We start from the raw sequence: 19,348 nt of genomic DNA, 5'->3' as shown, positions 1-19,348 counted from the left end.
CGTTGCTATGACGCTTCGCTCGCCTTATTCCCTGGCTCTGGCCACATTGCTGGCCGTGGCCGCGCCCCGATTCTTGTGGGCGCAGCAGCGGCCGGGGGCAAAATTGAAGACGCTGAAATTGAAATTGTAAAGGAGCGCGTGAATGAACTGCCTGAGGCGACGCGCAACTTTGATAAGATCAAAGTGGAGGCGCCTACTCCGCAGGCTCAAGCCGTGCAGTACACCTATCCCGACTTCCGGCTGCCTGCTGATCGGCTTAATCCATCGGTGCGGGTGCTCACTATCAAGCAGGAAGAATTAGCCCCCCAGACCGGCAATTACCTGAAAGGAGCGCTGGGCAACTACGGGACCATCTACGGCAAAGCTTACTTGCACAACACGCGTAGTGAGGCCGCTTCTTATGGCCTCGACTTCAGCCACATTTCTTCCTCGCGCGGCCCCGTTGACCGCAAGAACTCCAGCCTCAGCCAAACCAGTCTAGGCCTGAATGGCGAAACTTATAGTGGCACGACCGCGCTAGGCGCAAAGATTGATTTGGGTCGGGAACGGTATAATTTTTACGGCTACAACCGGGAGACCCAGAATTTGCCCCCCGATGTCGATGACATCAAGCAAGTGTTCACGCGCGCCGCAGCCAAGGTGTATGCCCGCAACCGCGCTACGGATGCGGCTCTCCAGTATGACCTGGGTGTAGGCTTTAATTATTGGAAAGACCGGTTTGCCGCTAGCGAAAGCAACTTTAATGTTGCGCTTCGTTCGGGGTATGCGCTAGGTGAAAAAGGGCGTATCGCTTTAAATGGTGATGTTTCCTTTATTTCTCATAAAGACGCGATAGGCACTACTAGTCGGCCGTTTGTGCAGGTTACACCAGCTTTTGAAGCTGACCTGAACCGGCTGGCCGTATCGGTGGGTGCTACGCTCGGCTACACCGGCGATACTATCGGGACGGCTTCGCAATTCAATGTGTATCCGGCAATTCGCTTGGGTTACACCGTAGCCGAGGATAAGTTCGTGGTGTTTGGCGGCTTGGGTGGGGCGTTGCAACGCGTAACCATGTACGACCTAACTACCGAAAATCCTTGGCTGGCTCCCAACCAGCGGGTGGCGGATACGCACCGTGGCCCCACTATTTATGGCGGCTTCACGGCGACCCCCGCCCGTGGTCTGTCGGTAAGCGCCAAAGTTACGGCCGCTAACGACCGCAACTTGTATTTCTACGCTAATAGCCCCACCGATACTTCCCGCTTTGATTTGGTCTACGACCGCAAATCAACTCAATTAGTCAACGTGCACGGGGAAGTGATTTATAATGCCGCTGAGCAGTTTCGGTTGGGAGTGAAGGCTGATTACAACGGGTATAACACGAAGACCTTGGCCGAAGCCTTTCACCGTCCAGCTTTTCAGTCAGTACTGTTTGGAACGTACAACGTTGGCGATAAGCTCCTGTTAGGGGCAGAGTTATATACGTATAGCTCTAGTTTCGGAGTAGGATATAAGCCCGGCGGGATTGCTGATGACTTGGTGCAAGTGGTGCGCCCTACGGACACGGTGGTAGATTTGAACCTGCGTGGTGATTATCGTTTCTCGGAAAATCTGTCAATCTTTGCTTTAGGCAACAATTTGCTGGGCCGCAAGTACGAGCGTTTCCTGAACTACCCGGTGAAGGGCATCAACGTACTGGCGGGCGTGACCTATGACTTTTAATTTTTTACTGCGCTGATGTACATGAATGGAATAGGATATTCCGGAGCCTACCTGCAGAGCGTAAGGCGTTAACAGCAGCAAGCGCAGTAAAGATTAACGCACCACAAACACAACCGACTTTGCCGATCTCCAACCATATTCTCAGCTTACTTCGGGACCACGATTGCGTGATTATTCCCGGTTTCGGCGGACTCATCGCCGATTATGCGCCGGCTCGGATTCACCCGGTGCGCCACACTCTCACTCCACCAACCAAGACTGTCGCCTTCAATGGCGCTCTTACCCGCAACGATGGGTTGCTGGTGGATGCGCTCAGTCATGCACTGCGCGTGCCTGCTTCGGAAGCCCGTCAGATGGTGCGCAACGCAGTGGCTAATCTGCAGGCGGAGCTGGACAGTGCGCAGCGCACCGAACTGCCTGGGATTGGAGTGTTTCGTCGCGCTGTTGGGAGGGGGTTGGAGTTTGAGTACACAGGCACGCAAAATCTGCTTTCAGCCAGCTACGGTTTGCCTGAATTGGTGTCGCGGCCAGTGCGGGCAACGGATGCATTGCTTGCTCGCGAGCGGCAGCCTACCGCGCCGCAACTCACGGTAGCAGGCCGTTCGCGCCGGGCAGCTCGGGTGTTTAACGTAGCCGCCGCTACCGTTCTCACCGGCTTGATGCTGTCGGCTGGGTATCTGTTTGCGCTGCGTTTGGGTCATTTGCCCGACAGCGTACGGGCCGTGCCAGCTTCGTGGGTAGCGCAGGAGCAAAAAATGCCCCCCAGCACTACTAAATCGCAATCCAGAGCCACACAGCAAGCTACGTTGGCTAATCATGGTTGGAGTGAAGAGTTCGTGCCCGATGGCGCGGCCGATGCTACCGATGCGGTTGCACTAAACACAACCGAAGGAGCGGAGTGGGATAAAGCAAAGTCGACAGCTTCACCTGCCTTAACCACAGATTCGGCAGGAAAATCCGTAGTAGAGACTGTTGCAAAGCCGGTAACCCCAACAAAGCCAACGGAGGTAGCCAAACCGATAGCCTCCTCGGTACCAGCTGCTGCCCCAGCGCCAGTAGCCAAAGCTACCACAACGGCGACACCTGCTACAGCCGCTTTAACGCCTACAATTAAAACTCGAACAGGTCGTTTCTATGTGGTAGCTGGTAGCTTCGACACTCCTCGGAGCGTGGAGAAAGCCCGCGCCGCTTTGGCCCGCAAAAACCGTCCTGCACAGATCTTGTGGCCAGTTCGTCCGACGCGTGCGTCTGCTGGCAGCCGTTTCTACCGCCTCACTGTAGGTGAATTTGCTGATCGTGCTTCGGCCGACCGCAGCCTCTCTCAATTACGCAAACAATACGGCTCAGCACTCTGGGTTCTTAAGTACTAAAATGACATCGTTGCTCCTGCAAATTACCACCACTGCTCCCCTCGATACTGCGGCTGTTGCCGCCAATGCTGCGGCCAATGCAGCTGCTCCCGAGCTTTCCCTGATTGATTTGGTGTTGCAAGGTGGATGGGTAATGATTCCCATTTTCATTCTTTTCTCAATCTCGATTTTCATCATTCTGGAGCGCTACATCACTATTCGAAAAGCCACCAGTAACCCCGACTCGTTCATGGGGGGCATTCGGGGCTGATGGTGAAAGGTGATTTGCAGGGGGCCAAAATGCTTTGCGCTCAAAATGCTTCTCCCTTAGCCCGCATGATTGAGAAGGGTATTCGCCGCATTGGCTTGCCCCTGAAAGACATCGAAACCAGCGTCGAGAATGTCGGCAAAATCGAGATTGCCCGTTTAGAAAAGAACATCAGCATATTGGGTATCATTGCCGGTATTGCGCCCATGCTTGGTTTCGTGGGTACCATTATTGGTGTAATCAAGATTTTCTACGCCATCAGCACCACCGGCGACTTCGGTATCGCCCAGATTTCGGGCGGTTTGTACACCAAGATGGTAACCTCAGCAGCTGGTCTTATCGTCGGTATTATTGCCCACGTCGGCTACCACTGGCTCAGCATCATGGTTGAGCGTCTGGTTTTCCGTATGGAAAACTCGGCCATTGAGTTCATGGATATCCTGCAGGACAATTAATTCTTGAGTTGCCAACTCTTGAAGTCTGAAGCCTTTTGAGGCTCGCTACTCAAGCCAGACTCTTCATAAAGGCAACTTAGCTAGCTAACAAAAAATGGATTTAAGCCGCCGCCGCAAGCTTTCCTCGCACGTCGAGACCAGCTCGATGAACGACATCATGTTCTTCCTGATGCTGTTCTTCTTGATTGTGAGCACCATGGTTAATCCCAACGTGATTAAGCTACTTCTGCCTAATGCTCGCTCCGGTAAGGCTGTCATGAAGGAGACCATTAACATCTCAGTTGATGCCGCCGGGCAATACTTCCTGGACCGTCAGCCCGTAACCTCTACCGATTTAGAATCGGCTCTTAGTAAGCGCATTGCTGGCCTTGATCAGCCTACTGTTGTTCTGCGCGTTGATGCATCGTTGAACGTGCAGAAGCTGGTTGACATTCTTGAAATTGGCAACCGGCTGAAGGTGAAAATGGTGATGGCCACACAGGCACAGCAAAGCGCAGCACGCGGGTAGGAACGCGCCATTCGTGGTTTGCGTTGAACAACTCGATACTTAATTATAGATAACTCATGGCACTCGATTACCGCGAACATCACCGCCGAGAGGCGCTAGTCGGGACGGTGATCGTTCATGTCTTGTTGTTGCTACTGTTCATATTTACCGTTTTCAAAGGGCCAGATCCGCCCTTAACGGAAATGGGCGGCGGTGGCGTAGAGCTCAACTATGGCGTAGATGAAGCGGGCTATGGCGATATCCAAACCTTAGCCCAGGCCAATAATTCACGTAATACTGAAGACAGCCGCCCGCCCGCCCGCAACCCTGATCCGCAGCCGGCGCCACAGCCAGCACGGGCCGCGGCACCCACACCGCCTGATGCTGCCGAGGAGAAAATCGTAACTAGCGATGCGGAGGAAAGCCCTGTAAAGATTCCACCAGTAGAGCGCCCCACGCCCCCTAAGCCGGTTGTGCGCGAAACTCCACCCGTTGAAAAGCCAGAGCCGGTAAAGGAAGTCGTGCGCGAAGCACCTCCAGCGCCCAAGCCCCGTACCTTGTACACACCCAAAGGCAGCGATGATGGCGGCGGCAACGGCTCTGCTGGTACCAGCAATACGCCTACTGGCAATAATAATGGTGACCGGCCCGGCGCTACCGGCGACCAGGGTAATCCGAAAGGTAGCCTTGATGCCCGCGCACTGTATGGTACTCCCGGCAGTGGCGGTGGTGATGGTGGTGGCTCAGGTGGTGGTAGCGGCTCCGGCGATGGCTTTGGCAATGGTGGTTGGGCTTTTGCCAATAAGCCGCAGCCGCCTCTCGTCGATAATCAAGGCGGCTACTTGCGGTTCAAAATCACCATTGATGGGGAAGGCGAGATTATATCGGTCGGCAAAGTAGCCGGTACTATGTCGACTGCTCAAGTGCAGGCCTGCATCAAAACGATTCGTGAGCAGTTCTCCTTCCGCAAAACGCGGCCTGATCCGGGCGGGGGCGTAGGGTATATCACCTTCCGTTTCCGCTTAGAATAAGTCACTATCTTCTTTGTTTACTTAGCCGCCGGTCGGATTTATCCGGCCGGCGGCTTTCTTTTGCGCTCAAATCAGTGCTCGTCAGCCAAGTTGACGAGCATGATATCTGCTTCCATCTACTCATTCTGCCCTCCATGACTTACGCTGAAACGCTAGCCTACCTCTACGAACAACTGCCCATGTTTCAGCGGGTAGGAACCGCAGGCTACAAAGAAGGGCTAGGAAATACGGAAGTGCTGGCTGAGGCCTTGGGGCACCCGGAGCGGCGCTTTCGCAGCGTGCATGTGGCCGGAACCAACGGGAAGGGAAGTAGCTCACATATGCTTGCTGCGGTATTGCAGGCGGCGGGTTATAAAGTAGGGTTATACACTTCCCCGCATTTGCGGGAGTTTACGGAGCGCATCAAAATCAACGGCCAAGAATTGCCCCCCGACTATCTGGTGGCGTTCGTGGAGCAATGGCGCCCGCTGTTTGAGGAGGTAAAGCCTTCTTTTTTCGAGATGTGTGTTGCACTGGCTTTCCAGTATTTTGCTGAAGAGAAAGTGGATATCGCCATTGTGGAAGTGGGCTTGGGCGGACGACTGGATTCCACCAATATTATCACGCCGCTGGTTTCGCTTATTACCAACATCAGCTTCGATCATCAGGCTTTGCTGGGGAATACGCTGCCGCTTATTGCTGCTGAGAAAGCTGGAATAATCAAACCGGGTGTGCCCGTTTTTATCAGTCAAACGCAGGCGGAAGTGGCTGCCGTTTTCGAGGAAAAAGCATACCGATTAGGTGCACCACTAACTTTTGCCGACCAGCATTATCAAGCTTCCAAAATTGCCCCCCAGCCAGTGGATGCTGAAACACAGCGCTTTCGTGTGAAGCTAGATGATGCTCCAGTATTTGATGAGATTGAGGTGGGTTTGCTAGGTGAATATCAGCGTTTTAATTTGCCTGGAGTATTAGCTATTTTAGCCGATTTACAACGCCAGGGATTCCAAATTCCTGAGGCAGCGGTGCGCCAGGGGCTGCGTGAAGTGAGCCGGCTTACCGGCTTGCGGGGCCGGTGGAGCATTATTGGGCGCCATCCGCTGGTGGTGTGTGATACGGGGCATAATGAGGCTGGTCTGCGCCTCGTAACTGCCCAGTTGGCTCAGCTTAGGTATCGCCAGTTGCACATCGTGTTAGGCGTCGTGAATGATAAGGACGTGACCAAAATGCTCGCAATTTTGCCCCCCACCGCCATCTATTACTTTTGCCAAGCTAGTATTCCACGAGCATTACCCGCTGCTGAACTGGCTGAACGGGCCGCAAGTGTAGGACTACATGGCGCTGTATATGGTCCTGTGCAGGCAGCAGTACAGGCGGCCCGAGCCGCTGCTGCGCCCGACGATGTGGTTTTTATAGGAGGCAGTACCTTTGTGGTTGCCGAGGTAGAGGAACTGTACCATTAGGAGCGAGGGCAGCGCGTGCGTATCTATTATTTGCTTCGCTACCGATCTGCATGACGGCTAATTCCGCAAGACGATCCAATACGATAAATCAACAAGTCAACTAAATGAGTCGAGTGAAACTAGCGCGCTTCGCCCACAACGCGGAACGAGCCGATATTGTAGAGCCAGGCAAAGCCAACTATGAGCAGTTGGGTGGGCGTTGGCACCGAGAGTTCTTTCAGAATGAAAATCCGATTACGTTGGAAATGGGTTGCGGCAAGGGTGATTATACTGTCGGCTTAGCAGCCCGCTACCCCGAACGCAACTTCTTGGGCCTTGATATCAAGGGTGATCGAATCTGGCGGGGAAGCACTCGTGCGGAGGCACTAGGCCTGACTAATGTGGGCTTCCTGCGCACCCGGGCAGAGTCGCTGACTGCCCATTTTGCCCCCCAGGAGCTGGCTGAAATCTGGGTAACCTTCCCTGACCCACGACCCCGCGACCGGGATATAAAGCGCCGTCTTACGTCGCCACGTTTCCTTAATTTGTATCAAGAAGTATTGCGCATCGGGGGCTCGTTCACCTCAAAACGGACGATACGCCGCTCTATGAATACACGCTTGAAACGTTGCAAACTCGCCCCGGTGCTCGCATTTTAGCCCACACCGCCGATATTTACGCTACGCCCGAACTGCTGCCTCACGCCGAAGATATTCAAACCCACTACGAGCGCCGCTTCCGCGGTGAGGGCATTGCTATAAAGTACATTCAGTTTACGTTGAGCTAAGCCTGTCTCATGTCTACCGAGCGCCCTGTACCCATTGAAACCTTGCCTTTATTTTCTGTCCTGGATGAGAAGCTTCTGTCTTTCCTTAGGAGCTTGCAGCCCGCAGAATGGGAACTTCAAACGCTGGCGCCCAAGTGGAAGGTGATGGATGTGGCTTTGCACTTGATGGCCGGCAATCTACAAACGCTATCCATGCTGCGCGATGGGTACTTTGGGGTGGCGGCCGCTGATCCAACTAGCTATGAGGGCATCGTACAGTTTCTGAATGAGCTGAATGCGGACTGGATAATAGCCACCCGGCGGCTGAGTCCACGCATTGTAATGGAAATGCTAGAGTCGACGGGGCGGGAGTACACGGCTTTTTTGCATACGCTTGATCCTTGGGAGCCGGCAGGTTTTTCCGTGGGCTGGGCAGGGGAACAAACGTCGCTCAACTGGTTTCACATTGCCCGCGACTACACCGAAAAGTGGCATCATCAGCAGCAAATACGACAGGCAGTAGGGCGGGGTGAAGACGAATTACTTACGCCAACATTATATCAGCCCTTTCTGGCGACTTGCATGAGGGCGCTGCCCCACCATTACCGCCACGTATCGGCTGAGCCTGGACAAAAGCTGCAATTCACGGTCACAGGCGAAGGTGGTGGCACCTGGTTTCTACAGTACAACAGCGCCGGACAGTGGGAATTACAAGAAAGCGCTACCAGCCCTAGTGTGGCGGAAGTAACCATTGATGGAACTGTAGCCTGGCGCTTATTTACCAAGAGTCTGCCGCGCACGCAGGCCGAAGCCCACGTGCGGCTAACTGGTGATAAACCTTTGGGTGAGCAGGTGTTTAACCTAATAACGATAATGGGCTAGAATCGCTCCGCTTTATTCCTCTTCTAGCGCCTCAAACACGGCCTCCAACTCGTCGAAATCGCGTAGGCCCGGCTTTATTTCGTTGCCACCTTGCAAGATGAGGCCGGCTGGTTGGATAGCGCTCAACAAGTTGCCTACATTCTCGGCGGTAATGGCGCCACTCAGCCACAGGGGGAACTGCGTAGCCGCCTCGGCCAAAGCTTCCTGCCGGGCCTCGGGTAAGTCATTCATATCTAACGAGGCAGCAACGCCTAGGCCGGCGGGAAAAATTGGGCTGTAATGGAGCAGCATTTCGTTTCTCAAACTATTGGAAGTAATGAGAAACAGGGGCGCGTGCAGCAGCGCCGGCACCGAAAGTGGCGCTTCCGGGCGCTGGTGCAGCAATACTCTCTGTAAACCGCACTCCTCTACCAGCCGGTTGATTTCGGATACGGGCATCTCGTCAAATTCCCCAATTAGCTCCACGCCGGCTACCCAGCCGGCCAACTCTTTCACGGTAGCAGCATCAACCGCGCCGGGCAGGGCCGGATCGAGGGTAAAAATAAGGCCATCGGCGCCCATGCCAGCGCAATAGCGGGCGTCGGAGAGGTTATTAATGCCGCGCACTAGCACGGAAGTAAGCAGAGCCATAAGTAGAAGTATTGAAAGCAGGCGGGAAAGCCAGTTCGGAATTGGCGAAGCGCGAAAGTAAGGAATCTGGGCTATTGCAATGCGCGGCATGTACTTTGTACGGCTTAAACCGGCGGCACTGAACTGTGGGTAGGTGTCGGCTGTTATCTTTGCCATCGCGGCCGGAGCCTTGACCTCACGGGCGCTTCTTTTATGACTGAAAACACACCTTCAACGTCGTCCGCTCGCGGGCGCGTTCTCGTCGCTATGAGCGGCGGCATTGACTCATCTGTAGCAGCTGTGCTTTTGCACGAACAGGGCTACGAAGTGGTGGGCATGACCATGAAAACCTGGGATTATGCCTCGGCGGGCGGCTCCAAAAAAGAAACCGGCTGCTGCTCCCTCGACTCCATCAACGACGCCCGTCAAATAGCCGTTGAACTCGGTTTTCCTCATTATATCATTGATATCCGGGACGAATTTGGTGACTTTGTCATCAACAACTTCACCGATGAATACCTGGCCGGCCGCACGCCTAACCCGTGCGTGCTCTGCAACACCCACATCAAATGGGATGCGCTTTTGCGCCGCGCTGATCAGCTGGGTTGCCAGTTCATCGCTACGGGTCACTATGCCAATATTCGCCAAGAAAACGGTCGCTACGTGGTGAGCAAAGGCTTAGACGAAAACAAAGATCAGTCATATGCCCTCTGGGGGGTGTCGCAGGAAAGCTTGGCGCGGACAATGTTTCCGTTGGGTGGAATGCGCAAAACTGAGATTTATGATGAAGCTCGTCGGCGCGGGTTTACTGAACTGGTCAATAAGCCGGAGAGCTACGAAATCTGCTTTATCCCTGACAATGACTACCGCGGCTTTTTGAAGCGGCGGGTGGAAGGGCTGGAGGCGCGCGTGGCTGGGGGGCAATTTGTGCTCCGCGACGGCACTGTCGTTGGTACGCATGAGGGCTATCCTTTCTATACGATTGGGCAGCGCAAAGGGCTCGGTATTGCCCTTGGTTTCCCGGCCTACGTGACCGAAATTCGACCCGATTCGAACCAAGTCGTACTTGGCAACTTCGATGATTTAGCTAGCACTACGACCGTGGTCGGCAAGCTCAATATGGGCAAGTATGCTTCGCTGGAAGGAATGGGTTTGGTGCCCTCTACCACGAAGATTCGCTATAACCACGACGGAGCCGCCGCGTTCCTCGAACAGATCGGTGACAAAGTGTATGCTTATTTTGAGGAGCCTGTTCACGCTGTTACGCCCGGTCAGGCTGCCGTTTTCTACGAAGGCAATGACGTGCTGGGTGGCGGCTGGATTGAGCGCCACGTGATATCTGATCCTACTTCTCAAGCTGCGGCGCTTGCCGGTTCAGCCCTGTAATCCTGCTTCTGCATGAGCTATTTCTATCGTCTGCGCTTCGCTAAATTATTCATAAGCCGCCGTGCACTTGCGGCTGGTTTGCTGGCGGTAGGAGTAGCGTGGGCCTGCACCCGCGAAACGGAGCCCGGACCTGATATGGGTCTGGAGTATTATCCGGTGGAGGTTGGAGCGTACCGGGTGTATGCCGTAGTCGATTCCATTTATCAGAATAACACGGGCACGGCTACCCGCTTTCAGTTTCGGGAGCGGGTAGACGAAACTTTCATCGATGCCTCTGGCGACTCTGTTTACCGAGTGGTGCGGTCGCGCCGCACCACTCCCGCCCAGGCTTGGCGCGACGATAGCGTATTCATCATCAAGACAACCCCGAACACGCTACTACTTACCCGTAGCAATCGCCGCACCGTAGAACTCGTGTTTCCGGTGCGTGCTGGCCGGAAATGGAATTCCAATGCCTTTAATTCCGGCGATACTATTACGGCTGAGAAGCGGGGCTATGACCGGGTAGGAGAGCCTTTCGAGCTAACCGCAGCCACTCAGCCCCAGCGCTACGAGCAGACGATTACAACCGCTGACACAACTGCCTACGATTTGTTTAACCTCAATATTCAACGCCAGGTGTACGCTCGGGAAGTGGGACCCATCCATCGGTGGCGGCGTCGCTACCAATATGGCTGTCCGCCCGGCTCGCCTGCTGATTGCTCTTTGGTACCTGGCTACCGCTTGGCAGGTAGCTCCCGAGTCGAGACGTTAATTGAGGCTGGAAAACTGTAGTCATTCGCAGGGTGATAACCTTTGAGAGCAGCGCCCAACAATGGTAGATTTTTATAACTACCATTGTTGGGCGCTGTTATATACGTTGCGCTGTTGGGGGGCTTTTTGCCGAGCCCACTGATGCAACGACCTTCCCAGTATCCGTGTTATTATTCTACTATTTCCGGTTAGCCACGTAGTGCCTTTATTCATGGTGCAGCCTATGCTGTACGTGGCCTGGGGGCTTTTTTCTGTGAATTAGCAGTTGTGTTTTTTCCTTTTTGATTCTTTTACTCGTCTTACTTAATGCGAATTTCTCTGCTTGTCTTATTCTGGATGGGGCTCAGTAGCCACCTAAGTAGTGCTATGGCCCAATCGAACCCCGGCAGTCCGCCGCAGGCGACGGCTGTGGTGGGCAGGCATTTGATATTCTTTCGCGACAAAGCCAATTCTCCGTTTAGCATAACGCAGCCTCAGGCGTATTTGTCGGCCCGCGCCATCACTCGCCGGACACGCCAGAATATTGCCATCCAGCCCCGCGACTTGCCCGTCAATCCGGCCTATGTAGCCCAGATAAAGGCGGTTTCGGGCGTGCAAGTGTGGTACACCTCACGTTGGTTCAATGCCGCCGTGGTGGTCTGCGACTCTGCTACACTGGCTACCCTCCGCAAACTGCCTTCCGTGAAGGGCACGCAAACCCTGATTCGGGCGCAGGCGGCACCTGCCTCACCTATCCCTACTAATCCACCGGCTACTCTACCGCCCGCCACTACTACGGCACCGGGACGACCTACCTACGGACCTGCGTATGGGCAAGCCCAAATGCTAGGGGCCGTGGCTATGCACGACGCTGGCTTTCGGGGAGAGGGAATCCAGATTGCCGTGTTCGATGGGGGCTTTTCGGGTGTAGACCGCCTACCGGCTTTTGCGCCGTTATTCGCGGAAAAGCGCCTACTGAGTACTTACAACTTTGTAGAACACGATAAGGCCGTTTACGGGCGTAACGAGCATGGTACGCAGTGTTTATCAACGATGGCAGCCAACCAGCCTGGTCTTTTTGTGGGCACTGCTCCTAAGGCCAGCTACCATCTGCTCGTTACGGAAGACGTTAAGTCGGAGCACCCGATTGAGGAAGCCAACTGGCTGCTGGCCGCCGAGTACGCCGATTCGGTGGGCGTGGATATCATCAGTTCTTCCCTTGGCTATAATGACTTTGATCAGCCCTCGCCCGACTACGCCTACGCCGATTTAAACGGCCGGACAGCGCTCTCGTCGCGGGCGGCTACGGTAGCGGCCCGCGTAGGTATCCTGGTAGTAAATAGCGCTGGCAACGAAGGCAGCAGCCCATGGCGCTACGTGAATGCCCCGGCCGATGCTGATTCCATCTTAACTGTGGGCGCCGTCGATTCGGTGTTGTTGCAGCGGGCTGTGTTCAGCTCCGTCGGGCCCACAGCCGATGGGCGTATCAAGCCTGCGCTCGCAGCGCAGGGGCGAGCTTCGGCTGTGATGACGGCCGCGGGTACAGTAGTCAACGGCAACGGCACTTCCTATGCGTGTCCTACGCTGGCAGGCTTGGTTGCTGGCTTTTGGCAGGCAAATCCTAAGCTGACAGCACAGCAGGTAATTGCCACTTTGCAGCGCTCCGGCTCCCAGGCAACTCAACCCGATAATGAGTTGGGGTACGGCATCCCTGATTTTGGCCGGGCGCAAACGCTCGCGGCGGGTACGCTGCTCCCCGTGGCCGCGCCAGCGCCTGCTCGCGGACAGCTAGCCCTTTACCCCAACCCGACCCGTGATGACGCATTGTTCTTGCAGCTCACGCCCGAGTTTCAAAATGTAGCACTGCGCGTACGCATCATCGACGCTCGCGGCCGGGTTGTTATGGAGCAAAAAGTGCCCGCTACTTCAGCTCAACAGGTAGAATTGAGACCCGGCGTTTTAGCCAAAGGAGCCTATACGTGTTCCGTAAGTGCTGGTCGGGTGCGCCGTTCGGTGCGCTTTATTAAGGAATAATATTCCAAAAATGCCCCCCAGGTAGCAGGTATACTGTGTCTGGGGGCTTTTTTATGCGCTTCTAATTCCAATAAAAACCCTTATCCTTAACCAACTATTCCGCTCTCACCCTTTAATGTATTTGCTGTGCTTCAACTCATGATTACCAAGCGCATCGGGCGCCGGCAGTTTCACTTCACCGTGCAGGGAGGCAACTTCCACGACGTGGTGTCCGAGTACGACCGCCTGAGCTTTGCCGATGTGCCCGCCTGTGGCCTCTGCGGCTCCGATAACCTCGATCTTACCTCGCGCGTGGCGCAGGATAAATTCAAATATACGTCCGTCAAATGCCTCGATTGCCGTGGCGACGTGACCTTCGGCAAAACCCAAAAAGATGATCAAACGGTGTTCCTACGCCGCCGCGAGAATGGTGAATTGGACTGGCAGCCGTGGAAGAAAGGGGAGAAGTAAGGTTGATAACGAGTAGAGTTTGAACGTAGCTCGAAGCATTTGCTTCGAGCTACGTTTTTTTAAGCCTTATTATACTTGGACCGTCATGCAGAGCGGAAGCGAAGCATCTCGCGTGCTGATGCTAGGTTACTAATCCTACTACCGCTGTAGAGATGCTTCGCTTCCGCTCTGCATGACCATCATGGGGTTTTTGTTTCCACTATCGTTGCGAAGCGGCAATCCAGAGGAAGTGTTACCAAACAAAAAGAAAAATTTCCGAGTTTAAGGGAAAATATTCCTAACTTTGAAATAACACCTAGAACCACTTCGATTATGAGCAGCATAGCAACAACTCGCAAAGCAAGTGGACTCGCCAATCTTCCCATGGCTGGGTCGGAGCTGACGGCGCTTAAGAAAGTGGTAAAGGATTCCTTTTCTTTGGTGATGGCGGCGCGGCAAGGTGTTTCGGCCGCTACGGCTATTGCAGTGGCCGGCTTGCTTCATCTACACCCCGAGCAGCTTGCTGATATTCTCAACATCACCACCAAAACCTTGCGTACCTACCGCCAAGAGCAGAAAAACCTGAACCCTGCCCACAGCGAGCAGACTCTGAAGCTGCTCGCTCTGCATCTGCGCGGGCAGCAGGTATTTGGCGAAGCGGATGCCTTTGTCCGGTGGCTCGAAAAGCCTTCCTACGGTCTCGATGAGCAAGTGCCGCTCACATTGCTAGAAACCAGCGGCGGCATTGATCTAGTGCTGGAAGAGTTGGATCGGATTGCCTACGGCGACTTGGCTTAAACGAGCAGTAGGGTGGAAGTATACCGTATTTGCTTGGCGGAGTACGCCCAGGATTTATACGCCTCAGGCAACCGCGGGCGCTGGAATTCCAAGGGCCATTTCGTCATTTATACGGCCAGCAGTCGGGCGCTGGCGTGCTTGGAAAACGTAGTGCACCGGGGCGGCGAGGGGCTAAATCAACGATTCAAAGTACTCGTTGTGCAGATTCCGGACGACTTGGCTGTAGAGACTATTACGCTGGAACAATTGCCCCCCAACTGGCACAAAACCCGCAACTATTCCCTCTGTCAGCCCTTGGGCGACGCGTGGTATGAACGCAAAACGGCACCTGTGCTGCGGGTGCCGTCTTCCATTATCGCCAGCGAGTTCAACTACATTCTACACGCCCGCCACCCCGACTTTGCCCGGATCCGCATTAGCAGTCGGGAGGAGTTTGCCTTCGACCCACGGATCAAAGCGGAGAATCAAGAATAATCCCAACAACTACCAACACGAAGGCGGTCATGCGGAGGCGGAGCCGAAGCATCTCGCTCGCTGTTGTGAGTTTAGTAATCCTGCTAAACACGCGAGATGCTTCGGCTTCGCCTCTGCATGACGGGCTTATTTTATTGCGAACGTCTATTAATCTTCACTTTTGGAAAGCAAGTTGAAGCAAGACAATTGTTGAGTGCAAACCTCATCCAAGCTCGCGCCCAAACGCTTACCTTCGCGGTATGACTTCTACCCGCCGCCTAGCCCCATTACTGGCTCCTTCGCTGCTCGCCGCCGATTTTGCCAACCTGCAATTTGAAATCGAGCGCCTTGCTGGTAGCGCCGCCGACTGGTTGCACTGCGATATTATGGATGGTCGGTTTGTGCCGAATATCTCTTTTGGAATACCAGTATTGCAGGCCATTGGCCGTCATGCCAAGCAGCCGCTCGATGTGCACTTGATGATTGAGGATCCCCAGAATTATCTGGCCGCCGTCCGCGACGCGGGTGCAACTAACATCACGGTGCATTATGAAGCTTGCCCACATTTACACCGTGTGATTCAGCAAATCAAAGCATTAGGCTGCCGGGCGGGCGTGGCGCTCAATCCGCATACGCCGGTGTGGCTGCTTGAGGATATTGCCGCCGATCTGGACGTAGTGTGCGTGATGTCGGTAAACCCAGGTTTTGGCGGGCAGGCGTTTATTCCCAATACGCTACGTAAAGTAGCCGCACTGAAGGAGTTGCTGGTGGATAGCGGCTCTTCGGCTCTGATTGAGATTGATGGCGGCGTGAGCCGCGACAACGCCGCCGCTTTGGTAGAAGCCGGCGCTGATGTGCTGGTGGCTGGCAACTTTGTGTTTGGCTCGCCCGACCCCGTAGCTACGCTGGCTGACCTGCGTGCGCACTTGAGCGAAAGCGAGCTGCTGGAGGATGAATCGGAGGAGAGCCTGAACGCCTAATGCATTTGCTTACTCGCCTGCGAAACAAGCCCCTTCGCCTACTACTGACCTTACTGCTAGTTCTGGTCGGGACGGGGGTGATGGCCCAACAAACCGCCAACCGCATCTTAGTCAGCGGTACCGTCCGCAACGCGGATGGGCAACCCCTGGAGCTTGTGGATATAGGCGTTGAAGGGCAACCCGGCGGCACTACTACCGATACTGGGGGGCAATTTTCGCTGCGCGTAACGCCGCCCGCGCCCGGCGCACCAGCTCTTGTGCTCGTGGCGCGTCGTCTGGGCTACAAGGTGTTGCGCACGCCCCTCGATTTAACCAAAAATGCCCCCCAGCGGCTCACGCTCACTACCGATGCCCGCGCTCTGGGCAACGTAACGGTGCGCGGCCGCGGCGAAAGCGCGGATACGCGTGAGCAAGTGAGCCTGACGCGCATTAACCCGCGGGCGGCGAAGGAATTGCCTTCGGCCTTCGGTGATTTCAATAAGATACTCACCACGCTGCCCGGTGTGGTAGCCAATAATGAGCTGACTAGCACCTATTCGGTTCGGGGCGGCAACTACGAGGAAAACCTCGTGTACGTAAACGGCATTGAGGTGTACCGACCGTTTCTGGTGACTGCCGCGCAGCAGGAAGGCTTGAGCTTTATCAACCCTGATTTGGTAAGCCAGGTAGCGTTTTCGACGGGCGGTTGGCAGCCAAAGTTTGGCGATAAGCTCTCGTCGGTGCTGGATGTGGAGTACAAAACGCCCGCTCGCTTTGGAGCCTCGGCCACGGCTAGTTTGGTGGGCGGCACGGCCCACGTGGAGGCCACGTCGCCTAATAAGCGCGTGAGCTACCTGGCCGGCATTCGCTACAAAAATGCTCAGTACGTGCTCCGTTCGCTGCGGCAGGCGCAAGGTGGCTACAACCCTACTTTTTACGACGGTCAGCTCTATATCAACGCGGCACTGGGGGGCAAATCGGAGCCAAACCGAACGACTTTAGGCTTGCTGACTTCCTTTGCCCACAACGATTATCGCTTCACGCCCGAAACCGGCCAGAGTACCTTCAGCACCGCCACCAACCAGTTTACACGGCTTTTTATTGCCTACGATGGCCGCGAGCGGATGCAGTACGACACCTATCAAGGTGGCCTAAATCTGCGCCACGAGTTTAGCCCTAAGTTTACGGGGGAGCTGCTGGCTGGGGGGCTAATTTCGCGGGAGCTGGAGTTTCGGGACGTGGAAGCTAGCTACCGTTTCGCCGATATCAACGTTGACCCAAACTCGCCCGATTTTAATCGTCCCGTCCGCATCCGCGACCTAGGCTCGCGCTACGACCATTCGCGCAATACCCTGAGCGCCCGCCTCGCTACGCTCGAAGCCCGCGGCACATGGTCACCGACTAGTCGCCACACGGTGCGTTGGGGGGCAAAAGCTGGCCGCGAGCACATTGAGGATATGCTGAATGAGTACGGGTTTGTCGATTCGGCGGGCTTTGTGCCCGAGGCCCGCTTCACTCGCCTGCGCACCGATCTGACGCTTGATAGTGAGCGGTACCAAGGCTACGCTCAACATACAATCACCTTCGACTCGTTGCGCACACTTACTTACGGAGTGCGCGCGCACTACTGGAGCGTAAACCGCCAACTGGTCTTTAGTCCCCGGGTGCAGTATTCGTTTGTAACCCGCCGCAACCCAGATCTGGCGTTCAAAGTGGCAGCGGGCGTGTATTACCAGCCGCCGTTTTATCGGGAGCTGCGCAACCAGCAAGCCATTCTGAACCCAGAGCTGCGGGCCCAACGCTCCTTGCATTTCATCGCTGGGCAGGATCTGAAGTTTCAGCAGTGGGGTCGGCCTTTCCGCTTCACCGGCGAAGTCTATTTCAAATACCTCACCGACGTCGTACCCTACGACCTCGACAATGTGCGTCTGCGCTACTTTGCCCGCAACAATGCCACTGCCTACGCCGCCGGCCTCGATGCCCGCGTAGCTGGCGAGTTCGTGCCCGGCACCGAGTCGTGGTTTAGCCTGGGCGTGCTCACCACCCGCGAAAACCTCGACGACGACTTCATAACCCTGCGCGACGAAGATGGCACCGAGATCGGCCGGGAAGAGAAAGGCTATATCCGCCGCCCCACCGATCAACGCCTCAACCTGGGCATTTTCTTCCAGGATCATCTGCCCAACAATCCCTCGGTGAAAGGCTACGTGAACTTTGTGTTTGGCTCGGGCCTGCCTTTCAGTCCGCCCAACCTCCCAGAGGAGCGCGGTACTACCAAGCTCAGCCGCTCCTACAAGCGCGTCGATTTAGGCGTTTCCAAAGTACTTACCCTGCGCAATGACGTTAATACACCACGCCGTGTAGGCCAGCTGGAAAGCCTGTGGCTGGGCCTGGAGATTTTGAACGTGCTGGCCGCCAACAATGTGGGTGGCTACAGCTACCTCCAGGATGTGAACGGCGACACTTATTCCGTACCCAATTACCTGTCCCAGCGCTTGGTGAATCTGCGGGTAATAGCGCGGTTTTAAGGGGAAACCAGCCCAAAACGGCCACCTTTCACGTCCATGACGACAGTATGATGCTCAAACGGAGCATTGCCTAGCATGCCGCCCATCCCGCTCACCCGCATCATCAGGTTCTGCACAAAGCTGGTGCCCTCTATATTAGTGACCGTTCCGAGGGCTACCTGTTGATCACCAAAGCCGAGCTGGGCAGCCGTAGGGGCAGTATGCGCGGTGAGGGACTTGCCCCAGGAGTTAACCGTCGTCGTTTGAACGGGAGCTTTCGGCTGGACTAACTTATCCCATATAATCCGGCTGGTTAGCAGGGCGAAGGCGCTGCTGCCAGAGTCGAAAAGCAGCTGCTGCGCCTTACCCTCTACCTGCGGCGTCAGCAACACCCGGCGACTCTCGAAGGTGAGTGGTACCGCTACCATGCGCTGTTTCAGGCTGTCGGGCACGGCGGTTGCGAGGGTAATTTGCTGCTGTGGATAGTTAATGATAAGTACCCGGCCGTCCATAAAATCGGTGCCCAGGGTACCAATAATCAAATGCTCGTTGCTGCCCGCCTCCGGTAGCTGCTTCGCGCCAAGGGGAAGCACCTTCACCGTGCGGGCCAGCACTTGCCCGTTGCCCAGGCTGCACCGGAAGTTTTTCAGCGTATCGCCCCCGGCTGAAAAAGCTAGGCGCATAGTGGGGTATTGTTGCTGCAGCGCCGCCAGCGGATTGGCATACAGCACGGAATAAGGGGCACCCGTATCAAACTGCAAATAGCAGGGGCGGGAGCAGCCTGGCACCTGCACCGGTACCAGAAGCCCGGCATGGGCCACGGGGCCGCTGCCCGTATCTTCCGCGTGCCAGACGAAGGGGAGTGTAGCGGGCAGGCCCGTGATCAGCAACTGATTCTGGGGTGCCCGAAACAGCTGACGAGCATAGAAATACCCGCCTATTCCGCTTACGATAAGCAGGACTGCAATCCTAAGTACAATTTTGTGGGAGGTCTTCATGAGACACTAGACAAGGGTGATTGACTGAGTCGAAAGTACTTCCACTGCTGCCTTGAAGCGTGCGTCATTTCTGCGCCATT

General features: G+C 55.3%; 21 protein-coding genes. 19 read left to right on the top strand and 2 right to left on the bottom strand.

Going from position 1 to position 19,348, the window contains the following annotated elements; all coding sequences use genetic code 11:
• Positions 1-7 precede the first annotated feature (7 nt).
• The 11 genes from EPD59_RS23255 (at position 8) to EPD59_RS11360 (ending at position 8,363) form a co-directional block, all read left to right on the top strand.
• Positions 8-130 carry a hypothetical protein gene (locus tag EPD59_RS23255; RefSeq protein WP_262712897.1) on the top strand — a complete coding sequence of 41 codons (123 nt, stop codon included), beginning with the start codon at positions 8-10 and terminating at the stop codon, positions 128-130.
• 8 nt (positions 131-138) lie between these two features.
• On the top strand, positions 139-1,704 hold the full coding sequence (locus tag EPD59_RS11395; RefSeq protein ID WP_133272891.1) for a hypothetical protein: 1,566 nt from the start codon (positions 139-141) through the stop codon (positions 1,702-1,704).
• A 119-nt stretch (positions 1,705-1,823) separates the two neighbouring features.
• Positions 1,824-3,074 carry an HU domain-containing protein gene (locus tag EPD59_RS11390; protein WP_133272890.1) on the top strand — a complete coding sequence of 417 codons (1,251 nt, stop codon included), beginning with the start codon at positions 1,824-1,826 and terminating at the stop codon, positions 3,072-3,074.
• 1 nt (position 3,075) lies between these two features.
• Complete coding sequence (locus EPD59_RS22520) at positions 3,076-3,324, top strand: hypothetical protein (protein ID WP_240731364.1); 249 nt, start codon at positions 3,076-3,078, stop codon at positions 3,322-3,324.
• A gap of 65 nt (positions 3,325-3,389) precedes the next feature.
• Entirely contained in the window at positions 3,390-3,776 is a 387-nt protein-coding gene (locus EPD59_RS22515; RefSeq protein ID WP_240731363.1) for a MotA/TolQ/ExbB proton channel family protein, read from the top strand.
• A 94-nt stretch (positions 3,777-3,870) separates the two neighbouring features.
• Entirely contained in the window at positions 3,871-4,284 is a 414-nt protein-coding gene (locus EPD59_RS11380; protein WP_133272889.1) for an ExbD/TolR family protein, read from the top strand.
• Positions 4,285-4,340: 56 nt separating this feature from the next.
• Complete coding sequence (locus EPD59_RS11375) at positions 4,341-5,294, top strand: hypothetical protein (protein ID WP_133272888.1); 954 nt, start codon at positions 4,341-4,343, stop codon at positions 5,292-5,294.
• A 134-nt stretch (positions 5,295-5,428) separates the two neighbouring features.
• Positions 5,429-6,736 (top strand): bifunctional folylpolyglutamate synthase/dihydrofolate synthase, encoded by a 1,308-nt coding sequence (locus EPD59_RS11370; RefSeq protein ID WP_133272887.1) that lies wholly within the window; start codon positions 5,429-5,431, stop codon positions 6,734-6,736.
• Positions 6,737-6,840: 104 nt separating this feature from the next.
• Positions 6,841-7,374 (top strand): tRNA (guanosine(46)-N7)-methyltransferase TrmB, encoded by a 534-nt coding sequence (gene trmB / locus EPD59_RS11365; RefSeq protein WP_317128359.1) that lies wholly within the window; start codon positions 6,841-6,843, stop codon positions 7,372-7,374.
• Positions 7,344-7,502 carry a class I SAM-dependent methyltransferase gene (locus tag EPD59_RS23710; RefSeq protein ID WP_317128358.1) on the top strand — a complete coding sequence of 53 codons (159 nt, stop codon included), beginning with the start codon at positions 7,344-7,346 and terminating at the stop codon, positions 7,500-7,502. Before trmB ends, EPD59_RS23710 begins: the two co-directional genes overlap by 31 nt.
• Before the next feature lie 9 nt (positions 7,503-7,511).
• Positions 7,512-8,363: a maleylpyruvate isomerase N-terminal domain-containing protein gene (locus EPD59_RS11360; RefSeq protein ID WP_133272886.1), complete on the top strand. Its 852-nt coding sequence runs from the start codon at positions 7,512-7,514 to the stop codon at positions 8,361-8,363.
• 12 nt (positions 8,364-8,375) lie between these two features.
• On the opposite strand, the gene EPD59_RS11355 is transcribed toward EPD59_RS11360, so the two are convergent.
• Complete coding sequence (locus EPD59_RS11355; RefSeq protein WP_133272885.1) at positions 8,376-9,149, bottom strand: beta/alpha barrel domain-containing protein; 774 nt, start codon at positions 9,147-9,149, stop codon at positions 8,376-8,378.
• Between the two features lie 36 nt (positions 9,150-9,185).
• On the opposite strand from EPD59_RS11355, the gene mnmA reads away from it, so the two are divergent.
• From mnmA to EPD59_RS11315, 8 genes are all read left to right on the top strand, one after another.
• Positions 9,186-10,358, top strand: coding sequence for a tRNA 2-thiouridine(34) synthase MnmA (gene mnmA, locus EPD59_RS11350; protein WP_133272884.1), 1,173 nt, complete (start codon positions 9,186-9,188; stop codon positions 10,356-10,358).
• Positions 10,359-10,370: 12 nt separating this feature from the next.
• Positions 10,371-11,132, top strand: coding sequence for a hypothetical protein (locus EPD59_RS11345; RefSeq protein WP_133272883.1), 762 nt, complete (start codon positions 10,371-10,373; stop codon positions 11,130-11,132).
• 345 nt (positions 11,133-11,477) lie between these two features.
• Positions 11,478-13,124, top strand: coding sequence for a S8 family serine peptidase (locus EPD59_RS11340; RefSeq protein ID WP_165963562.1), 1,647 nt, complete (start codon positions 11,478-11,480; stop codon positions 13,122-13,124).
• 126 nt (positions 13,125-13,250) lie between these two features.
• Positions 13,251-13,574 (top strand): hypothetical protein, encoded by a 324-nt coding sequence (locus EPD59_RS11335; protein WP_133272881.1) that lies wholly within the window; start codon positions 13,251-13,253, stop codon positions 13,572-13,574.
• A gap of 312 nt (positions 13,575-13,886) precedes the next feature.
• Positions 13,887-14,351, top strand: coding sequence for a type II RES/Xre toxin-antitoxin system antitoxin (parS, locus tag EPD59_RS11330; RefSeq protein WP_240731362.1), 465 nt, complete (start codon positions 13,887-13,889; stop codon positions 14,349-14,351).
• Between the two features lie 12 nt (positions 14,352-14,363).
• Positions 14,364-14,825: an RES family NAD+ phosphorylase gene (locus EPD59_RS11325; protein WP_133272880.1), complete on the top strand. Its 462-nt coding sequence runs from the start codon at positions 14,364-14,366 to the stop codon at positions 14,823-14,825.
• A gap of 239 nt (positions 14,826-15,064) precedes the next feature.
• Complete coding sequence (gene rpe / locus EPD59_RS11320) at positions 15,065-15,784, top strand: ribulose-phosphate 3-epimerase (protein WP_133272879.1); 720 nt, start codon at positions 15,065-15,067, stop codon at positions 15,782-15,784.
• Entirely contained in the window at positions 15,784-18,291 is a 2,508-nt protein-coding gene (locus tag EPD59_RS11315; protein WP_133272878.1) for a TonB-dependent receptor plug domain-containing protein, read from the top strand. Before rpe ends, EPD59_RS11315 begins: the two co-directional genes overlap by 1 nt.
• On the opposite strand, the gene EPD59_RS11310 is transcribed toward EPD59_RS11315, so the two are convergent.
• A complete protein-coding gene (locus tag EPD59_RS11310; RefSeq protein ID WP_133272877.1) occupies positions 18,288-19,268 on the bottom strand; it encodes a hypothetical protein in 981 nt (326 codons plus the stop codon). The two genes, EPD59_RS11315 and EPD59_RS11310, sit on opposite strands and share 4 nt — an antisense overlap.
• Between the last annotated feature and the right edge of the window lie 80 nt (positions 19,269-19,348).

This window comes from Hymenobacter radiodurans, assembly GCF_004355185.1.
Lineage (GTDB): Bacteria > Bacteroidota > Bacteroidia > Cytophagales > Hymenobacteraceae > Hymenobacter > Hymenobacter radiodurans.
The sequence above is the reverse complement of the archived record's forward strand: the minus strand, read 5'-3'. Positions and strand labels throughout refer to the sequence as shown.

Bases quoted from the DNA above. Each gene is read 5' to 3' on its own strand.
- EPD59_RS23255 (WP_262712897.1), top strand. From the start codon at position 8: ATGACGCTTCGCTCGCCTTATTCCCTGGCTCTGGCCACATTGCTGGCC.
- EPD59_RS22520 (WP_240731364.1), top strand. From the start codon at position 3,076: ATGACATCGTTGCTCCTGCAAATTACCACCACTGCTCCCCTCGATACT.
- EPD59_RS22515 (WP_240731363.1), top strand. From the start codon at position 3,390: ATGATTGAGAAGGGTATTCGCCGCATTGGCTTGCCCCTGAAAGACATC.
- EPD59_RS11380 (WP_133272889.1), top strand. From the start codon at position 3,871: ATGGATTTAAGCCGCCGCCGCAAGCTTTCCTCGCACGTCGAGACCAGC.
- EPD59_RS11375 (WP_133272888.1), top strand. From the start codon at position 4,341: ATGGCACTCGATTACCGCGAACATCACCGCCGAGAGGCGCTAGTCGGG.
- EPD59_RS11370 (WP_133272887.1), top strand. From the start codon at position 5,429: ATGACTTACGCTGAAACGCTAGCCTACCTCTACGAACAACTGCCCATG.
- trmB (WP_317128359.1), top strand. From the start codon at position 6,841: ATGAGTCGAGTGAAACTAGCGCGCTTCGCCCACAACGCGGAACGAGCC.
- EPD59_RS11360 (WP_133272886.1), top strand. From the start codon at position 7,512: ATGTCTACCGAGCGCCCTGTACCCATTGAAACCTTGCCTTTATTTTCT.
- EPD59_RS11355 (WP_133272885.1), bottom strand. From the start codon at position 9,149: ATGGCAAAGATAACAGCCGACACCTACCCACAGTTCAGTGCCGCCGGT.
- mnmA (WP_133272884.1), top strand. From the start codon at position 9,186: ATGACTGAAAACACACCTTCAACGTCGTCCGCTCGCGGGCGCGTTCTC.
- EPD59_RS11345 (WP_133272883.1), top strand. From the start codon at position 10,371: ATGAGCTATTTCTATCGTCTGCGCTTCGCTAAATTATTCATAAGCCGC.
- EPD59_RS11340 (WP_165963562.1), top strand. From the start codon at position 11,478: ATGGCCCAATCGAACCCCGGCAGTCCGCCGCAGGCGACGGCTGTGGTG.
- parS (WP_240731362.1), top strand. From the start codon at position 13,887: ATGAGCAGCATAGCAACAACTCGCAAAGCAAGTGGACTCGCCAATCTT.
- rpe (WP_133272879.1), top strand. From the start codon at position 15,065: ATGACTTCTACCCGCCGCCTAGCCCCATTACTGGCTCCTTCGCTGCTC.
- EPD59_RS11315 (WP_133272878.1), top strand. From the start codon at position 15,784: ATGCATTTGCTTACTCGCCTGCGAAACAAGCCCCTTCGCCTACTACTG.
- EPD59_RS11310 (WP_133272877.1), bottom strand. From the start codon at position 19,268: ATGAAGACCTCCCACAAAATTGTACTTAGGATTGCAGTCCTGCTTATC.